The 24,161-nt window shown below is 71.5% G+C and carries 22 protein-coding genes and 1 riboswitch; of the genes, 7 read left to right on the top strand and 15 right to left on the bottom strand.

Annotation, left to right across the window (positions count from 1 at the left end; translation table 11 throughout):
- Nucleotides 1-260: 260 nt before the first annotated feature.
- The 6 genes from MFF26_RS01110 to MFF26_RS01085 all read right to left on the bottom strand — a co-directional run bounded on the left by MFF26_RS01110 (nucleotide 261) and on the right by MFF26_RS01085 (nucleotide 7,740).
- Complete coding sequence (locus MFF26_RS01110) at nucleotides 261-683, bottom strand: response regulator (protein WP_137830394.1); 423 nt, start codon at nucleotides 681-683, stop codon at nucleotides 261-263.
- Nucleotides 684-1,021: 338 nt separating this feature from the next.
- The gene (locus MFF26_RS01105) at nucleotides 1,022-2,272 is read right to left on the bottom strand and encodes an adenosylmethionine--8-amino-7-oxononanoate transaminase (RefSeq protein WP_137830395.1); all 1,251 of its coding nucleotides are present in this window, start codon (nucleotides 2,270-2,272) and stop codon (nucleotides 1,022-1,024) included.
- 141 nt (nucleotides 2,273-2,413) lie between these two features.
- On the bottom strand, nucleotides 2,414-5,260 hold the full coding sequence (gcvP, locus tag MFF26_RS01100; protein ID WP_137830396.1) for an aminomethyl-transferring glycine dehydrogenase: 2,847 nt from the start codon (nucleotides 5,258-5,260) through the stop codon (nucleotides 2,414-2,416).
- Between the two features lie 241 nt (nucleotides 5,261-5,501).
- Complete coding sequence (gene gcvH, locus MFF26_RS01095) at nucleotides 5,502-5,864, bottom strand: glycine cleavage system protein GcvH (RefSeq protein ID WP_137830397.1); 363 nt, start codon at nucleotides 5,862-5,864, stop codon at nucleotides 5,502-5,504.
- Nucleotides 5,865-5,895: 31 nt separating this feature from the next.
- Nucleotides 5,896-7,086 carry a glycine cleavage system aminomethyltransferase GcvT gene (gene gcvT / locus MFF26_RS01090; protein WP_238307448.1) on the bottom strand — a complete coding sequence of 397 codons (1,191 nt, stop codon included), beginning with the start codon at nucleotides 7,084-7,086 and terminating at the stop codon, nucleotides 5,896-5,898.
- A gap of 149 nt (nucleotides 7,087-7,235) precedes the next feature.
- Nucleotides 7,236-7,337: riboswitch (glycine riboswitch) on the bottom strand.
- 181 nt (nucleotides 7,338-7,518) lie between these two features.
- Nucleotides 7,519-7,740, bottom strand: a complete 222-nt coding sequence (locus MFF26_RS01085; RefSeq protein WP_137830398.1) for a hypothetical protein — start codon at nucleotides 7,738-7,740, stop codon at nucleotides 7,519-7,521.
- A 148-nt stretch (nucleotides 7,741-7,888) separates the two neighbouring features.
- Here MFF26_RS01085 and MFF26_RS01080 point away from each other — a divergent pair, with 148 nt between their 5' ends.
- The gene (locus MFF26_RS01080) at nucleotides 7,889-9,019 is read left to right on the top strand and encodes an aminotransferase class I/II-fold pyridoxal phosphate-dependent enzyme (protein WP_137830399.1); all 1,131 of its coding nucleotides are present in this window, start codon (nucleotides 7,889-7,891) and stop codon (nucleotides 9,017-9,019) included.
- Between the two features lie 5 nt (nucleotides 9,020-9,024).
- On the opposite strand, the gene MFF26_RS01075 is transcribed toward MFF26_RS01080, so the two are convergent.
- From MFF26_RS01075 to MFF26_RS01040, 8 genes are all read right to left on the bottom strand, one after another.
- Nucleotides 9,025-10,098 (bottom strand): catalase family protein, encoded by a 1,074-nt coding sequence (locus MFF26_RS01075; protein ID WP_137830400.1) that lies wholly within the window; start codon nucleotides 10,096-10,098, stop codon nucleotides 9,025-9,027.
- Nucleotides 10,099-10,186: 88 nt separating this feature from the next.
- A complete protein-coding gene (locus MFF26_RS01070; protein WP_137830426.1) occupies nucleotides 10,187-11,509 on the bottom strand; it encodes a BatD family protein in 1,323 nt (440 codons plus the stop codon).
- Nucleotides 11,509-12,447 (bottom strand): tetratricopeptide repeat protein, encoded by a 939-nt coding sequence (locus tag MFF26_RS01065; RefSeq protein WP_137830401.1) that lies wholly within the window; start codon nucleotides 12,445-12,447, stop codon nucleotides 11,509-11,511. The genes MFF26_RS01070 and MFF26_RS01065 overlap by 1 nt, the downstream gene beginning before the upstream one ends.
- Entirely contained in the window at nucleotides 12,447-13,370 is a 924-nt protein-coding gene (locus MFF26_RS01060) for a vWA domain-containing protein (RefSeq protein ID WP_137830402.1), read from the bottom strand. Before MFF26_RS01060 ends, MFF26_RS01065 begins: the two co-directional genes overlap by 1 nt.
- The gene (locus tag MFF26_RS01055; protein ID WP_137830403.1) at nucleotides 13,367-14,389 is read right to left on the bottom strand and encodes a VWA domain-containing protein; all 1,023 of its coding nucleotides are present in this window, start codon (nucleotides 14,387-14,389) and stop codon (nucleotides 13,367-13,369) included. The genes MFF26_RS01060 and MFF26_RS01055 overlap by 4 nt, the downstream gene beginning before the upstream one ends.
- A gap of 4 nt (nucleotides 14,390-14,393) precedes the next feature.
- Complete coding sequence (locus tag MFF26_RS01050) at nucleotides 14,394-14,861, bottom strand: DUF4381 domain-containing protein (RefSeq protein ID WP_137830404.1); 468 nt, start codon at nucleotides 14,859-14,861, stop codon at nucleotides 14,394-14,396.
- 66 nt (nucleotides 14,862-14,927) lie between these two features.
- Complete coding sequence (locus tag MFF26_RS01045) at nucleotides 14,928-15,860, bottom strand: DUF58 domain-containing protein (RefSeq protein ID WP_137830405.1); 933 nt, start codon at nucleotides 15,858-15,860, stop codon at nucleotides 14,928-14,930.
- A gap of 4 nt (nucleotides 15,861-15,864) precedes the next feature.
- The gene (locus MFF26_RS01040) at nucleotides 15,865-16,878 is read right to left on the bottom strand and encodes an AAA family ATPase (protein WP_137830406.1); all 1,014 of its coding nucleotides are present in this window, start codon (nucleotides 16,876-16,878) and stop codon (nucleotides 15,865-15,867) included.
- A 298-nt stretch (nucleotides 16,879-17,176) separates the two neighbouring features.
- On the opposite strand from MFF26_RS01040, the gene MFF26_RS01035 reads away from it, so the two are divergent.
- Nucleotides 17,177-17,893, top strand: coding sequence for an MgtC/SapB family protein (locus MFF26_RS01035; protein ID WP_137830407.1), 717 nt, complete (start codon nucleotides 17,177-17,179; stop codon nucleotides 17,891-17,893).
- Nucleotides 17,894-18,068: 175 nt separating this feature from the next.
- On the opposite strand, the gene MFF26_RS01030 is transcribed toward MFF26_RS01035, so the two are convergent.
- Nucleotides 18,069-19,070, bottom strand: coding sequence for an Hsp33 family molecular chaperone (locus MFF26_RS01030; protein ID WP_137830409.1), 1,002 nt, complete (start codon nucleotides 19,068-19,070; stop codon nucleotides 18,069-18,071).
- Between the two features lie 468 nt (nucleotides 19,071-19,538).
- Between MFF26_RS01030 and MFF26_RS01025 the strand changes: the two genes are divergently transcribed.
- From MFF26_RS01025 to MFF26_RS01005, 5 genes are all read left to right on the top strand, one after another.
- Nucleotides 19,539-19,736: a con-10 family general stress protein gene (locus tag MFF26_RS01025; RefSeq protein WP_238307395.1), complete on the top strand. Its 198-nt coding sequence runs from the start codon at nucleotides 19,539-19,541 to the stop codon at nucleotides 19,734-19,736.
- A gap of 363 nt (nucleotides 19,737-20,099) precedes the next feature.
- The gene (locus tag MFF26_RS01020; RefSeq protein ID WP_238307394.1) at nucleotides 20,100-20,927 is read left to right on the top strand and encodes a response regulator; all 828 of its coding nucleotides are present in this window, start codon (nucleotides 20,100-20,102) and stop codon (nucleotides 20,925-20,927) included.
- Nucleotides 20,928-20,932: 5 nt separating this feature from the next.
- Entirely contained in the window at nucleotides 20,933-22,060 is a 1,128-nt protein-coding gene (locus MFF26_RS01015) for a DUF2336 domain-containing protein (protein WP_171015513.1), read from the top strand.
- Between the two features lie 205 nt (nucleotides 22,061-22,265).
- Complete coding sequence (locus MFF26_RS01010; protein WP_137830412.1) at nucleotides 22,266-22,841, top strand: PadR family transcriptional regulator; 576 nt, start codon at nucleotides 22,266-22,268, stop codon at nucleotides 22,839-22,841.
- Nucleotides 22,842-22,854: 13 nt separating this feature from the next.
- Nucleotides 22,855-24,084 (top strand): MFS transporter, encoded by a 1,230-nt coding sequence (locus MFF26_RS01005; protein WP_137830428.1) that lies wholly within the window; start codon nucleotides 22,855-22,857, stop codon nucleotides 24,082-24,084.
- Nucleotides 24,085-24,161 lie beyond the last annotated feature (77 nt).

The following is a 24,161-nucleotide window of genomic DNA, read 5'->3' as shown; positions in this document are numbered from 1 at the left end:
CTCTGCGCCGCAGGGCCATGAGCCTCCGGGCGGTTCGGCGTTTCATTCTGACACTTCGGAGGCAGCCGAGGGCGGGAAGGACAGGAAGGGCAGCCGTTATGCTGCCCTGCCCAGAGGCTCGGCTCGTGAAACGGAAGCCCGTGCTCGGCGACGCGTGAGCCATCCATGCGACGGAGCGGCGCCATCGCATGTCGCGAGGGTCGTCATGCGGAAGTGCGGGGGGACTGCCGTCACCCTGCTTTCCGCCGGACACGATCCGCTCAGCAGGTCGGCATCAGCCCCTTGAGCCGCGCCAGGATGTCCTCGCCCGCGCAGGGGCGGGCGATGAACTGGGCGCCGGCCGGCATGCGCTCGGGATCGGGGGCGGCCCGGCCGGAGACGATCAGGATCGGCAGGTCGGGTCGGGCCTGGGCCACGGAGGTGGCGAGCTCGAAGCCATTCACGCGCCCCGACAATTCCACATCGGTCACGAGGCCGCAGATGTCGGGTCGGTTCTGCAGGATCGAGAGCGCGCGCTCCGCGGAGGCGCATTGCACCGTGTCGTAGCCGCCATCCTCCAGCACGTCGCCCAAATCCATGATGGTCAGTGCCTCGTCCTCCACCAGGAGGATAACGGGGCGATCGCCCTCGCGCGCATCGTCGCGCCGGTCTTGCGGGTTCGTCGTCTCGATCTGGCTCGCCACCTGGCTCTCCCCGATTGCCCCCACGACCCAAGTTGTTCGCCGGCTTGTCCGTTTCCGGCGCTGAAACCATCCGGGGGCCGCGATGATCCAACGAGAAACCCCGCTGCGGGTTGCAGGGTCCCGCGCTCGCGCAGCGAGGTCAACCCGGAGCGACTTGCCTGGCCTGCGATCGCTCGCGAGGATCCATTCCGGTCTCGTCTGGTCTCGGGCGTCGCCGGTCTTTTCCGGGGCCTTCGCTATTCCTGGCTTCTACGCTTCGTTCGCGGCTTCGATCGGTTGCGGAAGGATGTGCGCTGTCCGAGATGCCTGGAAGAGACCGGGATCGGCGCGATCGCGTCTCAGGCGAGAGCTCTGGTCTCCGCCACGACCGCCGCGATCAGCCGGTCGAGGTCGTCCTCCGGCACGGTCAGGGCGGGCGTCAGGTACAGGATGTCGCCGAAGGGCCGCACCCAGACGCCGCGGGCGACGAGGCGTTGCTTCAGCGCGGTGAGATCCGGTGCCTCGGCGAATTGCACCGCGCCGATGGCGCCGAGCACGCGTACCGCCCGTACGCCCGGCGATCGGGCGAGCGGACGCAGGCCGTCCTCCAGCCGCGTCGCGATGGCGCGGGCCTGCTCCAGGCGCGGCTCGGTCTCGAACAGGTCGAGGCTGGCATTGGCCGCCGCGCAGGCCAGCGGATTGGCCATGAAGGTCGGCCCGTGCATCAGCGCGGCGGCGGGATCGTCCGACCAGAAGGCGGAGAAGATCTCGGTGGTCGCGACGGTGGCGGCGAGTGCCATCGTGCCGCCGGTCAGGGCTTTGGACAGGCACAGGATGTCGGGCACGATGCCGGCCTGCTCGCAGGCGAACAAGGTGCCGGTGCGGGCGAACCCGGTGAAGATCTCGTCGGCGATCAGCGGCAGACCGTGTCGGCGGGCGAGGCGGGCCACCGTGGCGAGCACTTCGGGCGGATGGGTCAGCATCCCGCCCGCCCCCTGAACCAGGGGCTCGACGATCACGGCCGCGAGTTCGTGGCGATGACGGGCGAGCGCGGCGTCGAGCGCGGCTTCCTGATCGGCCGTCCGCGGCAACTCGCAAAAAACCTGGGTCGGCAGGTAGGCACCGAAGCGGCGATGCATCCCCTCCTCGGGGTCGCAGGCCGACATCGCCCCCATCGTGTCGCCGTGATAGCCGCCGCGGAAGGCGAGCACCCGGGTGCGGCCGGTCTTGCCGCGGTTGAGCCAGAGCTGCACCGCCATCTTCAGCGCGACCTCGACGGCGACGGAGCCGGAATCGGTGAAGAAGACGTGGTTCAGGTCGCCCGGCAGCCGCTCGGTCAGGCGCTGCGCCAGCCGCTCGGCCGGGGCGTGGGTGAGCCCGCCGAACATGACATGCGGCATCGCGGCGAGCTGATCCGCGACGGATGCCGCGATGTGGGGATGATTGTAGCCGTGGACGGCGGTCCACCACGAGGCGATGCCGTCGATCAGCTCGCGCCCGTCGGCCAGCACGATGCGGGAGCCCCGCGTCGCCACCGCTTCGAGCGGCGGAGCGGCACTCTTCATCTGGGTGTAGGGCCGCCAGAGAGGATGGCTGTCGCGCGCGGTCATGGCGTGCGGGATTGGGGGGTCGAAGCCGCCGAGTCAAACGTGCGCCGCTTCTCGCCTCCCGATCTCGGGCAGCCCCCGAGATCGGCGAGCGTTTGCCCGAGTCAGGCTGGTCCGACTCGGGTGGGCGAGGGGAGCCGTCTCCTACTCCGCCGCCTCGGCATAGGCCTCCGGCGGCGGGCAGGAGCAGACGAGGTTGCGGTCGCCGTAGGCGTTGTCGACCCGGTTCACCGGAGGCCAGTACTTGTCCATCCGGAGCGACCCGGAGGGAAAGCACGCGGCCTCGCGGGAATAGGGACGGTCCCACTCGCCGATCAGATCCTGCACCGTGTGGGGAGCGTGTTTGAGCGGATTGTTCGCCCGGTCCATCCGCCCGTCCTCGATCGCCCGGATCTCCTCGCGGATCGCCAGCAGGGCGTCGCAGAAGCGGTCGATCTCGGCCTTGGTCTCGGATTCGGTCGGCTCGATCATCAGCGTGCCGGCGACGGGCCAGCTCATGGTCGGCGGGTGGAAGCCGCAATCGATCAGTCGCTTGGCGATGTCCTCGACGGTGATCCCGGCGCTCTTCTGGAACGGCCGGACGTCGATGATGCATTCATGCGCCACGCGGCCCGCCCGGCCCGAATAGAGGATGGGATAGGCGCCGGAGAGGCGCGCGGCGATGTAGTTGGCGTTCAGGATCGCCACCCGCGTCGCCTGGGTCAGGCCGCGCCCGCCCATCATCAGGCAGTAGCTCCACGAGATCGGGAGGATCGAGGCCGAACCGAAGGGCGCCGCCGAAACGGCCCCCTCCTCGCCGCTCCGGGGATCGGAGGGCAGGAACGGGATCAGGTGCGTCTTCACCCCGATCGGGCCCATGCCCGGCCCGCCGCCGCCATGGGGGATGCAGAAGGTCTTGTGCAGGTTGAGATGGCTGACATCCGCACCGATGTCCCCGGGCCGCGCCAGCCCGACCATGGCGTTGAGGTTCGCCCCGTCGAGATAGACCTGTCCGCCCTGCGCATGGACGATGTCGCAGAGTTCCCGCACCCGCGCCTCGAACACGCCGTGGGTGGAGGGATAGGTGATCATGCAGGCCGCGAGTTTCTCGGCATGCTGTTCGGCCTTCTTCCTGAAATCCTCGACGTCGATATTGCCGTGCGCGTCGGCGCCGACGACGACCACGCTCATCCCGCACATCTGCGCCGAGGCCGGATTGGTGCCGTGGGCCGAGGACGGGATCAGGCAGACCGTCCGGTGCGGCTCGCCCCGCGACAGGTGATAGCGGCGGATGGCGAGCAGCCCGGCATACTCGCCCTGCGCGCCGGAATTGGGCTGCATCGAGATCGCGTCGTAGCCGGTGATCGCGCAGAGCTTCTCCGACAGGTCGTCGATCAGTTCGCGGTAACCCTCCGCCTGATCCGGCGGCACGAACGGGTGCAGCTCCGCGAATTCCGGCCAGGAGACCGGCAGCATCTCGGCGGTGGCGTTGAGCTTCATCGTGCAGGAGCCGAGCGGGATCATCGCCCGGTCGAGGGCGAGGTCGCGGTCCGCGAGGCGGCGCATGTAGCGCGTCATCTCGCTCTCGGCCCGGTTCATGTGGAAGATCGGGTGGGTGAGGTATTCCGAGGTCCGCTCCAGCGCCGCGGGCAGGCGCGGCGCCGGATAGGCGTCGTCGTAGGCGAGATCCGTCCCGCCGAAGGCGCGCCACACCGCTTCGACGATGTCGGAGCGGGTGCGCTGATCGACGCTGATGCCGATGCGGTCGGCGCCGACCTTGCGCAGGTTCACCCCGTTCTCGACGGCGCTTTTCAGGATCACGCCCTGGAACGGCCCGACCTCGACGGTGATCGTGTCGAAGAAATTTCTGGGACTCACCGTGAAGCCAAGCTGTTCAAGGCCAGCGGCAAGTCGAACGGCGTCGCGGTGCACGCGCAGCGCGATGGCCTTCAGCCCCGCCGGCCCGTGATAGACGGCGAACATCGAGGCGATGACGGCGAGCAGCACTTGGCTGGTGCAGATGTTCGAAGTCGCCTTCTCGCGGCGGATATGCTGCTCGCGGGTCTGGAGCGCGAGGCGGTACGCGCGGTTGCCGCGGGCATCGACCGAGACGCCGACGATCCGCCCCGGCAGCGCCCGCTTGTGGGCGTCGCGGGTCGCCATGTAGGCGGCGTGCGGGCCGCCGAACCCCATCGGCACGCCGAAGCGCTGCATCGAGCCGACCGCGATGTCGGCCCCCATCTCTCCCGGCGGTTTCAGGAGTGTCAGCGCCAGCGGATCGGCGGCGACCACGGCGAGCGCGCCGGCGTCATGAAGCGCCGCGATCCTGTCCGAAAAGTCGTGGATGGCGCCGTTCACGCCCGGATACTGGAACAGCGCCCCGAACACGGTGCCGGGGTCCAGATCCGCGAAGGGATCACCGACCACGATCTCCCAGCCGAGCGGGGCCGCGCGGGTCCTCAGGACGGCGATGGTCTGAGGCAGGCAGTCCTGATCGACGAAGAACACGGCCTTGTCGGATTTCGCCACGCGCTTGGCCATGCCCATGGCCTCGGCCGCGGCGGTGGCCTCGTCCAGCAAGGACGCGTTGGCGACGTCGAGCCCGGTCAGGTCGCAGACAAGGGTCTGGAAGTTGAGAAGGGCTTCGAGCCGCCCCTGGCTGATCTCCGGCTGGTAGGGCGAGTAGGCGGTGTACCAGGCCGGATTCTCGAAGATGTTCCGCTGGATCGCGGGCGGCATCGTCGTGCCGTGATAGCCTTGGCCGATCAGCGAGACGAGGAGCCGGTTCTTGTTGGCGGTCGCCCGCAGCTTCTCCAGCGAGCGCCGTTCGGTGAGGGAGGTGCCGATATCGAGATAGGCGGCCTGCCGGATATCGGGGGGGAGGGTCTCGTCGATCAATGCAGGAAGCGACGTCGCGCCGACCGTCTCCAGCATCTGGTCGATTTCGGAGAGCTTGGGGCCGATGTGACGCCGTGCGGCGAAGTCGAAGGGATCGTGACGATCGTATTTCATGGGGGAATCCTCGTGGGCAGCCGATGGCCGCGGCGTCAGGAAATGGCGGTCGAGCCGATGGCGGGTGCTCCGCTGCTCCCATTCCCACCCATCCCCTCATCCTGAGCTGCCGGAGCGCAGCGGAAGCCTCGAAGGAGGGCTCCGGAAGTCGCATGATCCCTGGAGCCCTCCTTCGAGGCCCGCCAAGGCGGGCACCTCAGGATGAGGGGGATGGATGGGATGAGCAGCAGCAGCGGCGGCCCTACTTCGCGAAGTCCGCGTAGGCCGCCTCGTCCATCAGCGCGTCCATGTCGGACGGATCGTCGAGCTTCAGCCGGTAGAGCCAGCCCGCCCCCTGCGGATCGCCGCCGATCGAGGCGGGATCGCTGCCGGCCGCCTCGTTCACTTCGGTGACCTCGCCGGAGAGCGGGGCGTAGACGTCGGAGGCCGCCTTGACGGACTCGACCACAGCGGCCGCTTCGCCCTTGGTGAGTTTGGCGCCGACCTTGGGCAGCTCGACGTAGACGAGATCGCCGAGTTGCTCGGCCGCATGGGCCGTGATGCCGATGGTGGCGGTGTCGCCGTCGAGGCGCAGCCATTCGTGCTCGTCGGTGAAACGCAGCATGGTTCGGTTCTCCTGCAGAGGGGGGAGGGGATCAGCCGCGCTTGAAGCCGGCCGGGACGAAGGGAAGGCGCGAGACGACGAGCGGCAGGCGCGTTCCGCGCAGCTCGGCGAAGACGCGGGTTCCGGGGGCTGCGAGCGCCGCAGGAACGAAGCCCATGGCCACGGGGGCCTCGAGGCTCGGGCCGAAGCCGCCGGAGGTGACGTGGCCGATCGCCTCGTCCGCCGCCGCGTCCGCGAAGAGCATCGCCCCGGCCCGCACCGGCGCCCGGCCCTCCGGCCTCAAGCCGACGCGGCGCCGGGCCGGGCCCCTGGTGATCTCCTCGAGGATCCGTGCGGCCCCCGGGAACCCGCCCACGCGGGCCCCGCCGCTGCGGCGCACGGGCGAGATCGCCCAGGCGAGCCCGGCCTCGACCGGACTGGTGCCGGGATCGATATCGGCGCCGTGGAGCGGCAGGCCGGCCTCCAGGCGCAGGGAATCGCGGGCGCCCAGGCCCACCGGCAGCACCGATGCATCGGCGATCAAGGCCTCAGCCAAGGCCTCGGCGGCCTCCGCCGGGACGGCGATCTCGAAGCCGTCCTCGCCGGTATAGCCGGAGCGGCTGACGAGGCAGGGCGCACCGAAGATCGCGACCTCCCGCACGTCCATGAACCGCATCGCTTCGAGATCGGCCGGGTGACCGAGCAAGCGCCCGAGGGCGGCGGCGGCGTTGGGCCCCTGCAGGGCGATGAGCCCCCCCAGCACCGGCTCGACCGCGACGCTGTCCGGCAGGGTCGCCCGAAGATGGGCGGTGTCCGCCGCCTTGTTGGCGGCGTTGACCACGACGACGAGGCGCCCCGGCAGGTGGGCCACCATCAGGTCGTCGAGGATGCCCCCGGCCGCATCGGTCAGGAAGGCGTAGCGCTGGCGCCCTTCGGCGAGCCCCAGCACGTCGATCGGGATCACCGCCTCAAGGGCGCGTGCCGCCTCCGCGACCTCGCCCGAGCGCGGCCTCAGCACGATCTGGCCCATATGCGACACGTCGAACAGTCCAGCCGCCCGGCGGGTGTGACGATGCTCCTGCAGCAGCCCCGCCGGATACTGAAGCGGCATCGCATAGCCGGCAAACGGCACCATCTTGGCGCCGTGGCGCAGATGGAAGGCGTGCAGCGGCGTCTGCGCGAGCGGCGGTGCGACGGAGATGGATTCGGACGGCGACGACGCCCCGGCGGCGTTCGGACTCATCGGGCAACCCCACGACATGCGGCGCTCGCCGGCCGGTCGGCCGAGCGAGGTGCCCCCATCTGTCGCGGTTACCTGAGAGCTTCCCCTCAGCCCTTCGGGCTCAGGGTTTCTCCTTCGGTGGGCGCCGGACGGCGCCTCTCTCCAGATTGTCCAACGATACGGTGATTGTGCCTGAGAGTTTCCGGGGGTGGTTGCTCCGTCGGCGCCATAGCCCCTCTCGCGAGCGGCCTGGGCTCTCCCGTATCGTCTGTATCGGACGTGCCCAAGGTTGCACGGGGCGGCACACGGCGCAAGCCGGTCCGCGGCCGCGACCGGCTCGGTTGGGTAACAGCCGACGGTCGCTTGCAAGCACCGATAGCGGCCCGGCGCGGCGACGGCGCGGCTGCGGGATCCCGCCCCGCGCCGGGACCGGGGCCAATCAAGCGGTGGCGATCAGCGCCGCATGCTGCGGAAGCGACAGTAGCGGCCGAGGGCTTCGTATCCCGCCGGGCAGCGGCGCACGCAGGCGCCCGCGGCGTATTTGAGCGGCGGGGGGCAGGCCCGGCGAAAACGCTGTTCGCCGAAGGTATAATCCTGCGCGGGACCGGCCCGGACCGGAGTTGCCAGGGGAAGCGCGATCACGGCGAGGGCGAGGGCGGCGAGGGAAAGGCGCATCGGTGAGATCCGGCTCGGTCGGGGCGTCGGGCGGGCAACGCCCCGGAGGCCGGTGGGTTCGGGGCCGTCGATCCTCGTGCCGTCGCCTGGGCAGGGCTCTTCCCAGGCGGCGCTTGACATCGCCCGCTCCCCCGTCGCTTCAGGCATCATGTCCGACAGCCTCGACGCCTTCGCTGCCGAAAAACTCGCCGGCCTCGACGCGGCCTCTCTGCGCCGTCGCCTCGTCCCCACGGCCCGAGGCCCGGCGGCCGGGGCGGAGCGGGCGGGGCGCACGCTCGTCTCGTTCTCGTGCAACGATTATCTCGGCCTGTCCCACGATCCGCGGGTGATCGCCGCCGCCGCCGAGGCGCTCGCCCGCTACGGTGCCGGTGCCGGCGCGTCGCGGCTCGTCACCGGCAACAGCCCGCCGCTCGCGGCGCTGGAGGAGCGGCTCGCCCGGCACAAGGGCAAGGAGGCGGCCCTGGTGTTCGGCTCCGGCTATCTCGCCAATCTCGGGATCGCGCCGGCCCTGGTCGGCCCCGGCGACCTGATCCTGATCGACGAACTCGGCCATTCCTGCCTGTTCGCGGGCGCGCGGATGTCGGGGGCGCGGGTCGAGGTATTTCCCCACAACGCCCTCGAGGCCCTCGAGGCGCTGCTGCGCGCGCATCGTGGATCGGTTCGGCGCGCGCTGATCCTTACCGAGCGGATCTTCAGCATGGACGGCGACCGCGCGCCGTTGCCCGAGATCCTGACGCTGGCCCAGGATTACGATGCCTGGACGCTCGTCGACGACGCCCACGGCCTCGGCGTGGTCGAGCCCGGACCCCGGGCGCCGCTGGAGATGGGCACGCTGTCGAAGACCCTCGGCTCCTACGGCGGCTATCTCTGCGCCTCGCGGGCCGTCATCGACCTCCTGACGAGCCGGGCGCGAAGCCTCGTCTACACCACCGGTCTGCCCCCGGCCTCGGCGGCGGCGGCGCTGGCGGCGCTGGCCATCGTCGAGAGCGAGCCTGAGCGCGCCGCCCGGCCGCTGGCGCTCGCCCGCCGCTTCACCGCGCGGCTCGGTCTGGCCGAGGCGGAGAGCCCGGTCGTGCCGGTGCTGGTCGGCGAGGCCGAGGCCGCCCTGGCCCTGTCGGCGGCTCTGGAGAAGCGCGGCTTCCTCGTGGTGGCGATCCGCCCCCCGACGGTGGCGCCGGGCACCGCCCGCCTGCGCGTCGCGTTCTCGGCGGCCCATAGCGAGGAGCAGGTCGATGCCCTGGCCGACGCCCTCGCCACCCTGACGCCGGACCGGCGCTGACCGGATTATCGCCGGCCCGGCTCGTGGATCGGGCAGCCGTTATGCTCGGCGCGGAAACCGGCGGAGGCCGGGTAGGCGGCGCGGCGTGCCCGCATGATCGCGCCGAGCGGACGGTGCGCCTCGACCCCGTGCCAGGGATTGAAGGCGAGCCCGTCGTCGATCCGCCGCACCTTGTCCTCGCTCCAGGAATCCTGGCGCGGCACGGTGAGCCGCGCCACCGCGACGTAGGGGCTCTCCTCCTCCGGCCAAGGCACGGAGGCATCCTCGACCGGCATCGAGTCCTCGCCCGTGCGCAGCTGCGCCCGCAACTCCCACACGCCCTCGTGCTCGGCGAAGAAGGCCCTGACCGCCTCGCGCAATCCGTCCGGCTTGCCGTTGACGTTGAGGGCGGCGCCGGTCAGCGCCGTCAGCTCGGGTGAGACGGGGGCGACGGCGACCTTGGCGACGTAATCGCCCCAGCGCACCGGCACCTGACTGAAGAAGGTCTCGCCGAGGATATGCGTCTCGGGATGGCCGCCCATGGAGATCAGGGTCGGGCTCTTGGTGCCCACGCTCTCCAGAACGGTCTCGACGCCGCGCAACACGGCGGAGAAGGCCTTCTTGAACACCTGCGGGGTGTCGGTCGTGGCCGCCAGCAGCTTGAGGCTCTTGAGGAAGGCCGCGTCGTCCGGCGCCGTGAAGGCGGGCGCGTTGGCCATCACGAAATCCTGCGTCGTCCCCTCGGCCCCGGGCAGCCGTTCGCCCTCGATGCCGACGAGCTTGAGCGCGAGCCCCCGCGGGGTCGACACGCTGTCGTCGAGGATGTCGCCGGGATTGGTCGAGAAACGCAGGATCGCGTCGTAGGTGCGGGCCTTCGCGAAGGCACCCTGCGCCAGTTCGAGGGGCAGATCGGGCAGAACCTCCAGCCGGCCCTCCAGCAGGCCGTGGCTCTTGGCGTGCACCCCGCGTACCGCCCGGCCGTAATCCTTGAAGGTGGTGCCCTGAATCTTGGCGAAGGTCGCCAGCATCTGCGCGTGGATGTCGTCCTCGTCGGTGCGGAGCTGCTCGACGGAGGGGTGATAGGGGATCGGAGCGTTCACGCACCTTCTCCGTGGAACCGGCCGCCCCTGGGACGGAGCATTTGCCGGAACCAACCCAAGGTGAAACGTGGCCGTTCCGGCGCTCCGCTCACGCTTTCGCGACGGGACCGTCGAGGGGGGCGAGCCGGGGCTCGGGCGCGAGCGGGCCGGTCGCCGGCCGCCGGGATCGGGTCAGCGCCTGGGCCAGACGAGGGAGATCCCCCGAAGGCGCCGTGGACACCGTCGGATCCTGGCCGAACAGGCGCGCGTCGAGGGCTTCGAGATCGCGGGCGATCGCCGGGTCCGCCCGCCAGAGGGCGGCGAGCTCGGGATGCGCGCGCATCGCCTCGCCCAAGGCCGCGCGGAAGGCCCGGGCGTCGTTCGCGGCGGCCGCCCGCTTGAGGGCGCGCGCCTCGCCCCGGTCGAGGCGCCAGCGACCCTGCCCGGCGCCGAAGCCGATCAGGGCGAGCCCGAGGCCGAAGGCGGCCAGGGCCGCCGCCGCCAGCACCGGCCAACCCGCGGGGGCGGGCGGCTTCAGATCCTCCTCCCGGTCGGGCAGGCCGCCGCCGATCTGGCGGGCCGGAATCTCGGCCTCGCGCATGGTGCGCGAGACGGTGTCGAACCAGGGGATCTTGATGGCGTCGAGCGGGATCACCTCCGGCACGCCGGGCTTCACGTCCCATTGATAGGTCGCCCGCGCCACCGGGCCGGAGGGCGTGATGATCGTCTCGCGCTTCACGGGGCCCGCGAAGGTGACGATGCCGCGGGTGCGCATCACCGGGCGCGGCGGCAACCCCTCGGCCAGCATGCCCTGCGCCTCCAGCACGACGATGCGCCGGGCGGTCTCGCCCATCTTGATCGTCTCCGGATCGGGATCCCAGTGATCGGTGATCGAGACGTCGCGGGCGGGCAGCCACCAGGGCTCGGGCGCGTCCGGCCCGCCGCCCTCGCCGGTCCAGGTCGCCACGGGGAAGGGCACCGGCTCGGAACGGACGTCGATCTGCTTGCGCTCGCCGTTGTCGTTGATGGTCAGGCGGTGGATGAACGGATCGATGGTGAAGGTGCCGGTGTGCTGCGGGAACACCGCGATGGTGCGCTGGAATTCCAGGGCCATCTGCCCGTCGGGCATCCGGGTGCGGCCCCAGGTGTCGCGCCCGAGCTGTGTCCAGGAGAAGTTCACCAGCGCGGGTTGGCGCACATCCTCCAGGAGGATCTGCGTGCGGTAGACCCCGCGCAGGCGCAGCAGCACCATCTCGCGGGCATAGGCCGCGCCGCCCGGGGGCAGCTCGGGCGTCACCGTGAAGGTGAGATCGCCGGGATCGATGGCGCAGGCGGGGGTGGCGAGGAGGAGCAGGGGCAGCAGGAGAGCTGCGACCCGACCCCGCTCTCGAAGAGCGGCGAGGGAAAGAGCGCGGATCGTTCGCGACAGAATCACCACGGGTTGCTGCCTCCCGGGATCGCGGTACCGGCCTCGACCCGGCGGGCCTGCTCGGCCTTGAGGCGCAACTTGAGGAAGCGGCCGGGCTCGTCCGGCAAAGTCTGAAGCCACAGCCGGTCGGGATGGATCTCGTGCGCCTCGAAGCTCTTCGTCACGCGACGGGCTTCCTTCTCCGGAGCGGCGGCGACCATGGCCGAACCCGCGCCCTGGCGCCCGCGCCCGGCGGCGTCGCTCGCCGAGCCGCGGGCCTGCCCCTTGCCGGACTCGACCGATTGCTGCTCGGACTTGCCGCGGCGGGCGACCGGGCTGGTGCCCGGCAGGGAGGCGGAGGAGCCCGCCTCCTTGTTGCCGGCCAGCCCCTCGCCGCTGGCGGTGGCCTTGATGTCGTCGTTCTGGTCCTGGTTGGCGGTGTTGCCGTAGCGGGCGCCGTACTGGGCCGAGGCGTTGGCGATGCCGCCGCCCTTGCCTCGATCGATCTCTTCCTCGAGCGCCTTGGCGATGAGCGAGCGATTGGCCTGGGCGTCGGCGTCGCGCGGGTTGTAGGCCAGGGCCTCGTCGAAGGCGTCGAGCGCCCCCTTGAGGTCGCCCGAGCGGGCGAGGGCGTTGCCGAGATTGTAGGCGCCGCGCCGCCCCTGCGTCCGGTAGATCGCGATCGCCTCGCCGTAGCGCCCGGCCTCGTAGAACGCGGCGGCGCGCCAGGCCGGCTGATCGAAGACGGAGAGCGCCGCGCCGGGAAAGCCCGTCGCCAGCAGCGTGCGGCCGAGCAGGGTGCGCGGCTCGGAGATCAGCAGCAGGCCGAGGATGCTCGCGGCCGCCAGGACCAGCCCGCCGAGGCGGGCGGCCTTGCGCCAGTGGCGTGGGAAGGCGCCGGGGGCGAACCGGGTCAAGGGCCGCGCGGTGGCGAGCGTGCGGGGATCGAGGGGCGCCGTCATCACGCGCTCCGACGGAACAGGAGGAGGGCCGGCACCAGCGCCAGCAGCAAAAGCCAGCGGCCGAGATCGGCGAAGGCGAGCACGCCGTAGCCGCCCGCGGCGAGGTGCTGGGCGGTCGAGGCGCCGACCCGGTCGAGCACGGCCTGCGGCGCGTCGATATCGGCACTCTTGCCGCCGCCCGAAGCGGCGAGGCGATCGAGGGCGGTGCGGTCGGTCGCGGGCGCGCCGGGGGGCAATGCCTTGCCGGCCGGCACGAACAGGCTGTGCAACTGCCAACCCTTGGCCCGGATCGCCGCCGCCTCGCGTTCGGCGGCCTGCCCGATCCCGTCGCCGTCGGTGATCAGCACCACGTCGGCGGCGACGACGTTGGCCTCGGCCAGGATCCGGCGGGCCAGCGCGAGGCCGCGCTCGGGATGGGTGCCGCGATCGGGCACGGTGTCGGCGTCGAGGGCGAACAGGGTTGTGCCGATGGCGTCGCGGTCCGTGGTCGGCGAGACGGCGGTGTAGGCGTCGCCCGCATAGACCAGGAGCGCCACCGAGCGGGTGCCGGCGGCCTCCGCCACCGATTCCGCCGCCTGCCGCGCCTCCTTGAAGCGGCCGCCCTCGGTGACGGAGCGGGACAGGTCGAGCACGATCACCGTGGCGTCGAGGTTGCGGAAGGTGGTGGCCTCGGGCCGCTCCACCGCCGGGCCGGTCAGCGCGACGGCGAGGATGCCGGCGGCCAGAGCCGCAGCGAGATTGGCCTGCCGCCGCCCGCCGAGCACCGCACCACGACGGGCATGCAGGGCCATCAGCGCGGGATCGACCGCCTTGGCCCAGTCGCCGAGCGGGGCCGAGCGCCACGCCGCCCGCAGGGCCAGGAGGACGACGACGGGCACCGCGAGGAACCAGAGCGGGCGCAGCAGGGTCAGGCTCTCGATCATAGCCGGCGCCTCGTCGCCAGCAGCGCCGCGGCGCAGAGCAGCGCCAGGGCTCCGGGCCAGGGCCAAAGATCCCGCCGCAACGGCAGCGGCGGAGCCTGGGCACGTCCGCCCTCCAACGTGTCGATGGCGTTGGCGACGCTCTCGAGATCGTCGGTGGACTTCACCCGGAACGCCCGGCCGCCGCTCGCCTCGGCCATCGCCCGCAGGGTCTCGACATCGACGACGTCCTGCTCGTTGTTCGGATTGTCGGCCATGTCGATCGGCCCCAGCGCGATGGTATAGACCCGCACGCCGAGATCCTTGGCGAGTTCCGCCACCTCCTTCGGTGCGGTCTGGCCGGCATTGTTGGCGCCGTCGGAGAGGAGCACCACCACCTTGTCGCGGGAGGGGGGAGGGCCGCCGCCCTCGGCATTCGCGACCTGGGCCGGCGCCAAGCGCTTGAGGGCGAGGCCGAGGCCGTCGCCGATACCGGTGGAGCGGCCGACGAGGCCGATGGTGGCCTCTTCCAGGGTGCGGGCGACGCTCGCGGTGTCGAAGCTGGGCGCGGCGGCGACGAAGGCCTGATCGGCGAACTCGACGAGGCCGATGCGGTCGCCGGCGCGACGGCGGATGAACTCGGCACCGACCCGTTTGACCGCGGCGAGGCGGCTCACGGTCTCGCCGTCGAGGGCGAAATCCTTGCGCTCCATGCTGCCCGAGAGATCGAGCGCCAGGATGATCTCGCGGCCCGAGGCGGGGAGCGCGGTGGCGGGCAGGACGAGGCGCGGGCCGGCGAGCGCCACCACGAGGGCGACCCAGAGCGCGCCGGTGAGCCAGAGGCGCCGCCGGCCGCGGGCCGCGATGGCGCCCGCGCTCTCGGTGTCGCCGACGAGGGAGGGCGGCACCCGAAGCGCCCCGCTGCCCCCCTCGCGCTCCGGTGGAATGAGCCGGGCGGCCAGCAGCGGCAGGGGCAGCAGCAGCAGCGCGAGCGGCGTGGCGAAATCGAAGGCCGAGGCGAGGGCGGTGAGCCAGGCGGGCATCGGCTCAGGCCCTGATCCGCGAGAGGAGACGGGTCAGGCCGCTATCGATCGCGTCCGGGTCGATGGAACCGGGACGCCGATACAGACCCTCGGTGAAGGCCTGTCCGGGGCCGTTGCGAAAGAAGTCGGTGGCGAAGGTGGCGTCGAGCGTCTCGGCCCAGGCGGGCCCGCGGGCGCGGGCGGCGTCCTCGCCCTTGAGGGTGCGCACGAGGCGGCGCAGCAGGCGCGCCTGGGCCACCCGCCGGGGCTCGGGCGCCAGCCCCCGTGCAAGCGCCAGTTCCCGCAGGGCCGCCCGCCGCACGGAGGCACCGCGCCGGGCCCGGAGAATGCGGATCAGACCGACGAGGAGCGCGAGGCCGAAGCCGAGCGCGATGGCGGCCACGACTTCGGGCTGTACCACCCCGCCGCCCCCGGAGGGCAGATGGAGGCCGCGCAGGGCGGAGAGGTCGGGGGGAGGGGCGCCGGCGGTCATCCCTCTTCCCTCTGCTCCGCAGGCGCCGTCCCTCGCGGAGGGGTGAGGATCACGCGGCTGCGCCCGTCACAGCACCGCATCGAGCCGCTCCATCAGGGGGGCGTAGCTCTCCGGGCCGCCCTCCACGTCGATGCGCAGGCCCTCGACGCCGCAGGCATGGAGCTTCGCGAGACGGTCGTCGGCCTCCGCCGCGGCCGGGGCGGTGCGGCCTGTCTGGACGGTGCCGCGACGGCCGTCCGGCATGGCGTAGGGATAGAAGCCCGGCGGGCGGATGCGCTCGAAGGCGTCGCTGACGAGGAGCAGCCGGATCGAGAGCCGCTCGGCGATCGCGGTGAGCAGGCTTTCCATCTCGGGGCCCGGCGCGTCGAGGGCGCTGGCGATCACGAGATGCCCGCCCGACGGCAGCAGCGATCGGACGAGGGCGAGGGTGTCGGTGAGCGGCGGGTCGTCCTTGCCGGATCCCGCCAGCGCCGCGGCATGGGCATGGGCCAGCGCCCCGGTCACCGCCGTCATCGCCCGCTCGCCGCCGGCCGGGCGCACCACGGCGGGCTCGCCCGCCGAGGCCACGATCAGGCCGATGCGTCCCCCGTCGCCGACGATGCGCCAGCCGAGCAGGGCCAGGGCCTCCGCCGCCGCGACCGAGCGCAAGGCGCGGCGCGTGCCGAACAGCATGGAGGGCCGGAAATCGGCCATCAGCACCACGGCGCGGTCGCGCTCGTCATGGTGGGTGCGCACGTGCAATTCGCCGGTCCGCGCGGTGGCGTTGCGGTCGATGAAGCGGCGATCGTCGCCCTCCGACCATAGGCGCACGTCGTCGGGCTCGGAGCCGCGACCGCGCTTCCGCGTGACGATGCCGCCGGGCAGCCCGGCGATGGTCTTGGTCGAGGGCGAGACGCCGCGCCGGGCGAGATGGCGCAGGCTCATCAGTCCGGCACCCGAAAGATGGATGCCGGGGGCACCGAACGGATCGTCGGTCGCGGGCGCCGCAGTGGCGGTCATGCGGCTACAGCGCCCGTGTCCGCTCGACCAACCCGGCGACGATGCCCCGCGTGGTGCGCCCCTCGGCGGCGGCGCGCCAGGTCAGGCCGATGCGGTGCGAGAGGGCATCGGCGGCCAGTTCCGCGATGTCTTCGGGCACCACGTGGTCGCGGCCGTGGAGATAGGCGCGGGCCTTGCCGGCCACCATCAGAGCCAGCGTGCCGCGGGGCGAGGCCGGATGCTCGATCGCCGCGCGCAGCTCCGGGGACACCGCGTCGGTGCGGGTGCCGGCTACCAGCCGCACGAGGTAGTCCTTGAGCGCGGGGGAGACGTAGGTGGCGAGCGCGGCCTCGCGGGCGGCGATCACCTCCGCCACCGACAGCTTCACCGGCATCGCGTCGGCATGGTGGTTCAGCTCGCCCTCGACGAGGTCGAGGATGCGCCGCTCCGAGGCCTCGTCCGGCATCTCGACGACGACGTGGAGCAGGAAGCGGTCGAGCTGTGCCTCCGGCAGGGGGAAGGTGCCGGCATGCTCGATCGGGTTCTGCGTGGCCACGACCATGAACGGGTCGGGCAGACGGTGGGTGTGGCCCGACACCGTGATCTGGCCCTCGGCCATCGATTCCAGCAGCGCCGACTGCACCTTGGGCGGCGCGCGGTTCACCTCGTCGACGAGGATCAGCGAGTGGAACAGGGGCCCGGGCAGGAACTCGAACGTGCCCGCATCCTGGCGCCAGACGGTGGTGCCGGTGAGGTCGGCGGGCATCAGGTCCGGCGTGCATTGCACGCGGGCGAAGGAGCCGTCGAGACCGTCCGAGAGCCGCTTCACCGCACGGGTCTTGGCGAGGCCCGGTGCGCCCTCGATCAGCAGGTGGCCGCCGGTCAGGAGCCCGATCAGCAGGCGCTCGACCAGCTTGTCGGCGCCGATCAGCCCGTGGGCGAGCCCGTCGCGGAGCTGGAGGAGACGGTCGCGCACGCCGGATCCGGAGGACGGGGCGGGTGCCTTCGCGGGCGCTTCGGCGAGAGCCTGACCGCTCATGCGCGCACGTCCGCAGCCAGGGTCGGATTCGACCTCGGGGCGTCCGCAGAAAGGGCGGCCTGCCTCATGCGCATCTCCTCGGCATGGGCTTATTCTTAGGATGCCCATAGCGTGTCCGGTGTGCCTGCAGCCGCGCCGCGCCGTCAATCCCACGGCACGCCGCAGCCGCCCAGGTCGGGCGATTTGCCCGTGAGACGGCATCCCTGTCGGTTCAACAGGTTGCGAGACCTCGTCGAACGGCGTCACGCAAGCGTCATGCTCGTCCGTCAGCGGAGAGCGCCCACGAACACGGACGACGATGCCAGGCCCCTTCTCCTTTCCGACGCCCGAAACCCTCAACTCGGCGATCAGCCTCGCCACCGCCTTCGGCCTCGGGACCCTGATCGGCGTCGAGCGGCAGTATCGGCAGCGGACGGCGGGCCTGCGCACGGCGGTGCTGGTGGCCCTGGGGGCGGCCGCCTTCGTCGATCTCGGCATGCGGCTCACCGGCGGCGACGGCGCGACCCGCGTCGTGGCCTACGTGGTCTCCGGCATCGGCTTCCTGGGGGCCGGCGTCATCATGAAGGAGGGCATGAACGTGCGCGGCCTCAACACGGCCGCCACGCTCTGGTGCTCGGCCGCGGTCGGCGCCTTCGCCGGCGCCGATCTGCCGTTGGAGGCGACCTTCGTGACGGTGGCGGTGCTGGCCGGCAACACGCTTCTGCGACCGCTGGTGAACCTGATCGATCGCATCCCGATCGACGAGAGCGCCACGGAGGCGACCTACGAGGTGCAGGTGACGGTGGCCCCGGACCATTCCGGTCCCGCCCGCGACCTCTTGGTCGAGCGGTTGGAGGCGGCGGGCTACCCCGTCAGCGCCATCGAGGTCGAGGAGCGCGGCGAGGAGGCGGTCGACGTGATCGCCACGCTGACCGCCACGACGGTGCGGGCGAAGGATCTCGACGCGGTGTCGACCGCGCTGGAGGCCCGGCCCGAGGTGCGCCATGCGACTTGGTCGGCGCAGTCGGGGGATTAACAGCGGAAGCCGCACCCCCTCCCATCCAACCCCCTCATCCTGAGGTGCCCGCCTCGGCGGGCCTCGAAGGAGGGCTCCAGAGATCGCGCGGCCGGCTGGAGGCCGCCTTCGAGGCTTCGCCTTCGGCTGCGCATCTCAGGATGACGGATGGGTGGAAGGAGCGAGGCAGCGGCCCTCACGACGCCGCCGCGATCTCCTGCTCCACCGCGGCCGGGTCGAGCACGTAGCGGCGCGAGCAGAACTCGCAGGTGATCGCGATGCTGCCGTCATCGGCCACCATGTCCCGCCGCTCCTGGGGGCTGAACGAGCGGATCATGCCCATCACCCGCTCCTGCGAGCAGCGGCAGCGCTCCACAAGCCCCTGAGGCTCGAACACCCTGACGCCGCGCTCGTGGAACAGCCGGTAGAGCAGCCGCTCGCTCGACACCGCCGGATCGATCAACTCATGGTCCTCGATCGTGCCCACGAGGCTGCGCGCCTCAGTCCACGCATCGTCCTCGCCCGGTTGCCCGGTCAGGATGTCGTGACCCTCCGGCGCGTCGCCGGGGGGCAGGTCGGCCTGACGCAGGCGGTCGGGGGAGGTCGGCAGGAACTGAACCAGCAGCCCGCCCGCGCGCCAGCGGCTCTCGCCACCCTCCATCTGCTCGGCGACGGCGAGGCGCACCAGCGTCGGGATCTGCTCGGATTGGCGGAAATACTGATGCGCCGCCTCCTCCAAGCCCTGGCCGTCGAGGGGAACGACGCCCTGGTAGCGGCTCTGGGTCGGGCCCTGGTCGATCGTCATGGCGAGATGGCCGCGCCCCATCAGCTCCGCGGCGCGGGCCTTCGGGCCGAGCGCGGCCACGGCCTCCGCCTCGAACCGGGCGGTGGCGCGCAACCGGTCGGGGGCCTCGAAATCGACTACGAGGAGCCCCACGGGCCCGTCGCTCTTGGTCTGAAGCTGGAAGCGGCCTTCGAGTTTGAGCGCGGAGCCGAGCAGGGCCGTCAGCGCCGATGCCTCGCCGATCAGCCGGGCGACCGGATCGGGATAGCCGTGGCGGCGCAGGATCGTGTCGATCGAGGGGCCGAGCCGCACCGCGCGCCCGCGCAGGTCGAGCGCCTCGACGGCGAAGGGCAGCACGGCGTCGTCACCGCCTTCGAGCGCGGTCGTGGAGGAGGGGGCGTGTCCGGAGCTCATGGGCTCGTCTTCCGTTAGCGGCTTGGGTCCTGCGGGCGGGGGGCGCGGTGCCGAGGGGCAAGGTTCGGGCAAGGGCCCGCCTCGGGAGCGAATTCACCATATGGGGCCTGCGCCGCCGCAACGCGAGCCCGAGGATCGCCCCCGGTGACGGCGCCGATGCTGCGGCCCCGTAGCTCGCCTATTCCCGATGCCTTCCATGCACGCGACGCCTCGGCCGCGCGACGGCCCATGCCCCGCCGATCGAAACAGCGTGGGAGCACGCATCGGCGGTCAGGATGCGCGCCGGATCGGGGATGCGGTCGCCATCGAACGCGCTACGAACAGTATAACATAGTTGATTGATCGATGTTGGTCCCTATTGATGTGTTTTATGTTTGTGTATGTTCGTCATTTTTTCGGGATTGAATTTCGGAACGGTGCTCGATGCGTGTGGTTTTGAGGTATATGGACAGTAAAGGAGTTGATGTCTTGACCCAATCAAATGGCAATCAGGGTAAGTCTGAGCATCGTGGTGGCTCCGGCAACTTCGCCGAGGATCGCGAGCGAGCATCCGAAGCCGGCCACAAAGGTGGCCAGAAGAGCGGCGGCAACTTCGCCAACGACCGGGAGAAGGCCTCCGAGGCCGGGAAGAAGGGCGGAGAGGCGAGCCACGGCAATCGCTCTTAGGGCGTCGCCCGAGGGAAAGCCTCGCGGCTCGCCGAGCCGCGAGGCGCGACAATGATCCGAAGACGCTTTTCCGATCCGGAGCTGATCGGGAGGGCGTCTTCGGGCTGTCGTGGCGCCTGGGGGCCTCGACCGCTTCGCGGACTGATCCGACCGCCGGATGGGGCGATCCGCGCATGCGCCTCGCGGCACCGCAGGAGGGCCGGTGAACGCCCCGCCGTTCGAATCTCTCCTGCGATGGCGCCGATCCAGGCGAAGGCGGCATTCCGCGCGATCACGAAAAAATGTTTCTTAGGAACCCTCCTCTATTCTGGCGCTAGCGGGACAGGCTGGCCCGACCGTCCCGGCCCGAGGGGATCCGGCCCTTTGCGCGCACCCACCATCCTGGTCGCCGACCCCGACGAGGAGGCTCGCCTCGCCCTGGTCGAAGCGGTGCGTCGGACAGCGCCGGACGCAGTCGTCATCGAGGCGGCCGACGGTCTCGATCTCGGTCGCCTGCTCGCACGCGAGCGGATCGACGTGCTCTTCATCGACGTGGCCTTGCCGCAGACCAACGGCGCCGACATCGCCCGCTGGCATCGGTCGAGCACGCCGCAGGGGTTGATCGTCCTCGTCACCGATATGCTGGCGCCGCGCTGGTCCTCCGTCGCCACGCGGCTCGGCGCCTACGAGGTCATCCTCAAGCCGCTCGGCGACCATCACATCGCCCGCGTACTCGAGGCCGCCCGGGCCATCGCCCGCCGGATCGACCTGCTCGTGGTCGATCATGGTCGCGCGACCCGTACGCTGATCCGGAAGCTGCTCGAACAGAGCCATTTCAGCTTCAACATTCTCGAGGCCGCGGGCGGGCGGGAGGCGGTGCGGCTGACCGAGCGGCGCGCCGTCGATCTCGCCATCATCGAGATGGATCTGCCGGACTATCCCGCCCTGGAAGTCGCCTGCCGAATCAATGACCGGCATCCCGAAGCGCGTCTGCTGATGATGGGCGCCGCGATGGAGGAGGGCATGCGGCGCCAACTCGCCACCTTCGGGGCGTCGGGCTTCCTGCGCAAACCGTTCCACTTCTTCGATGTCGACAAGGCCGTGCACGAGAGTCTCGGCCTCTGGCACCCCTATCTCATCAACGCCCAGAAGCGCGACGAGGCCCTCGCCGCGGAAACCGTCATGCCGCCCCTGCGGCAGCAGGTCGGCTGAGCGGCGTGACCGCGCCGCTCTCTCCCCGGGTGCAGCTCGATGCCTTCATCGCCCGGATCGAACAGGCCGTGCGGGACGGCGACCGCGCCCTGCAATCGCAGCTCGTGCTGCAATCGGCCGACCTCCTGACGCGGCGCTGGTCGCGGCTGCCGGTCGCGGAGAAGCCGGCCTTCGATGCCCTGCTCCTGGGCCTGTGCGGGCAGATCGATGCGATCGCGCGGGAGGCCTTCTCCGAACGGCTCGCCGATCTCCGCCTCGGACCGCCCCGCACCACGCGGGCCCTGGCGCAGGATGCGTCCGCCTCGATCGCCGCCCCGTTGCTGAAGCGCTGCGTCAGCCTCCCGTTGGACTGCCTGAGCGCGATCGCGGCGCAGGGCAGCGAGGCGCATCGCTTCGCCCTGGCATCCCGCGCCGAGCTGGCCGCAACCGTGACCGACATCCTCGTGCGCCGCGGCGGTGGGGCCGTCGCCGCCCGACTCCTCGACAATCCGGGGGCTCGCTTCTCCGAGATCGGCCTCGCCGGTCTGATGGAGCATGCCCGCGAGAGCGAGGCCGTCACCCTCCGCCTCGTGCTGCGGCCGGACCTGACGCCGACGCACCGCTCGGCCCTCCGTGCGCTGACCCGGACACGGGCGCTGGCCGAGCTTCGGTTCGACCTCGATGGCGACGATGCCGGCGAGACCCTGATCGCGACGGTCACCGAAATCCTCGCCCAGCCGGTCTCCGAACCGCGGCTGTCGCGGTTCGGGGCGTCCGAAGCCTTCGTGCGCCAGCGCTTCGCGGCGGCGCCGCCCGAGATGGGGCATTTGCAGCGCTGGGCGGTCCTGCGCCGGATCGAGGACGTGCTGGCCGGTCTCGCGCGCGCCGCCGGACTGCCGCTGCCCCTCACCGTCGCGGCCTTCGATGCGGCGGATCCGTCGGCGCTCACCGCGATCCTGCGCGGGTTGGAATCGCCATGGACCCTGCTCAAGACCCTGCTGATCCTGCGTCACGGCATCGACGGTGCCGCCGCGATCAGCGGCAGAGCCTATGCGTATCACCGCCGCCTCGGCGCGCTCGCCGCCCGCCGCCTGATCCGCCTCGCGGCCCTCGACCGGGGTCATCTCGCCTTTCCCGACGCGGATCGGGCGTAGCGGCCATCGCGTCCAACCCGCCTCGTCGCGCGGCCGATTCTGCTTCGAGGAACGAGGCGCCGGGCGGTCCCGGACGGGGGCAAGCGCCGGCACCGTCCCATCGCGCCGCGCCAATGGCATCGCGGATGCCTTCCTCTCACGATTGACAAAGATATATCTTAGACGCATCACAACGATAAACGTCATTTCGTCGATGGAACGCGTCATGAGACATGGCATGGAGCACGGGCACGGCCCCCATCGTGGCCGCCGACACGGTCCGCCCGGCTGGGAGGAGGACGGGCAGGGAGGCTTCGCCCGCGGGCCGCGCGGTCGCGGCGGGCGGCGTCGGATGTTCGACGCGGGCGAGCTGCGCCACACCCTGCTTCTGCTGATGGAGGGCGGGGAGCGCCACGGCTACGATCTGATCCGCGAGATCGAGGGGCTCACCGGCGGCGCCTACGCGCCGAGCCCCGGCACCATCTACCCGACCCTGACCCTCCTGGAGGAACTCGGCCATGTCGAGGCGAAGGCGTCCGAGGGCTCCCGCCGCCTGTTCGCGATCACGGCCGACGGCCTGTCCCACCTGAGCGCCCACCGCGCCGAGGCCGAGGCGGCCCTCGAGCGTCTGCGCGCGCTGGCGGCGGGCGAGGGGCCGTCCGCGGCCGATCCGGTCTGGCGGGCGATGCAGAACCTCAAGACGGTGCTGGGCCAGCGCCTCCCGGGCCAATCGGACAAGGCCTTCCTGTTCGAGGTCGCCGATCTCATCGACGAGGCCGCGCGCAAAATTGAGCGTCTCTGACCCGGCCCCGGCCATCCCGCGGGAAGGGGGATGGCCGGTCGGGCCCGGGCCCTCGTGGGCGCTCGGGCTCGTGCCGTTCTTCTGCCTCTCCGTCACCTTCGGGGCGACGCTCGGCTTCCTGGCGAGCGGGGCGCCGCTGATCCTGCGCGTGCGCGGGGTCGAGCTCGCCGAGGTCGGCCTGCTGCAGCTGATCAACCTGCCGGTCGGCCTGACCTTCCTGTGGGCCGTCGGGATCGATCGCCTGCGACTGCCGATCCTGCCGCACCGGCTCGGCTGGATCGTGCTGATGCAGGGATTGGGGATCGCCCTGCTCGGCGTGCTGAGCTTCGGCGAGGCGTGGCCGCTCGCCACCCTGTTCGTCCTGGCGCTCGCCACCTGCTTCTGCCTCGCAACCATGGACATCGCCCTCGAGGCCCTGGTGGTCGAGACGGTGGGGCCGGAGCGGCGGCCCTACGTCACCTCGGCCAAGCTCGGGGGGGCGTCGCTCGGCGGCCTCGTCGGGGCGGGGGTCCTGATCGCGGCCTATGACCGGATCGGCTGGCAGGCCGCGGTCCTGACAGTCGCCGGGTTGAACGCGCTCTGCCTTCTGCCGATCCTGCTCTATCCCGAGGGTCGCCTGCGCCGGAACGGTCCCGCGCCGGAGCGCCGGATCGGTCTCGCCCGGCTCAGTCGGTTGAGCGGGCGCGTCCTGGTGCTCGGCCTCTATTTCGCGGCCCTGTTCGCGCTGACCGGAATCAACAGCCTCGCCCTGATCGATCTCGGCGTGCCGCTCGCCCAGGTCGGCCTCGTCACGGGCAGCCTGGCGGCGGGCATCAACCTCGTCATGGCCCCGGTCTCCGGCCTGCTGGTGCGCCGGTTCGGCATCGTGCCGCTCATCACCGTCTCCGCCACGGGGGTCGGCGCCGCGGGAATCGTGATGCTCGGGGCCTGCGCCCTCGGTTCGGGCGGGCTCGGCATCGCCGCGGCGATCCTCGCGACGCTCTGTGCCGGCGGCCTCGGCGTACCGGTCTTCACGATGATCTATCGCTGGGCCCAGGGGCCGCAGCCGGCGACCGATTACGCGCTCCTGTTCGGGGCGGCGTTCTTCGCCGCCATGCCGCTGCGGGTCGGCGCCCCGGCGCTCGCGGGCGTCGTGGGCTGGCCCGCCTACTTCGCCCTGTGCCTGCCGCTCTACGGGATCGCCGTGGCCCTCCTGCGCCGGGTCATCACCCGTACCCTCGACGCCGACCGGGCAGCGGCATGAGGGCACCCCCGTGTCCCGAGGGCTGGCTCGCGGGCCGACCCTTCGCTATCCGGCGCCCAGCGCCCTCGTTCGAACCA

The organism is Methylorubrum suomiense (assembly GCF_022179765.1).
Classification (GTDB): Bacteria; Pseudomonadota; Alphaproteobacteria; order Rhizobiales; family Beijerinckiaceae; genus Methylobacterium; species Methylobacterium suomiense.
This window is presented reverse-complemented; position numbering and strand designations above follow the sequence as displayed.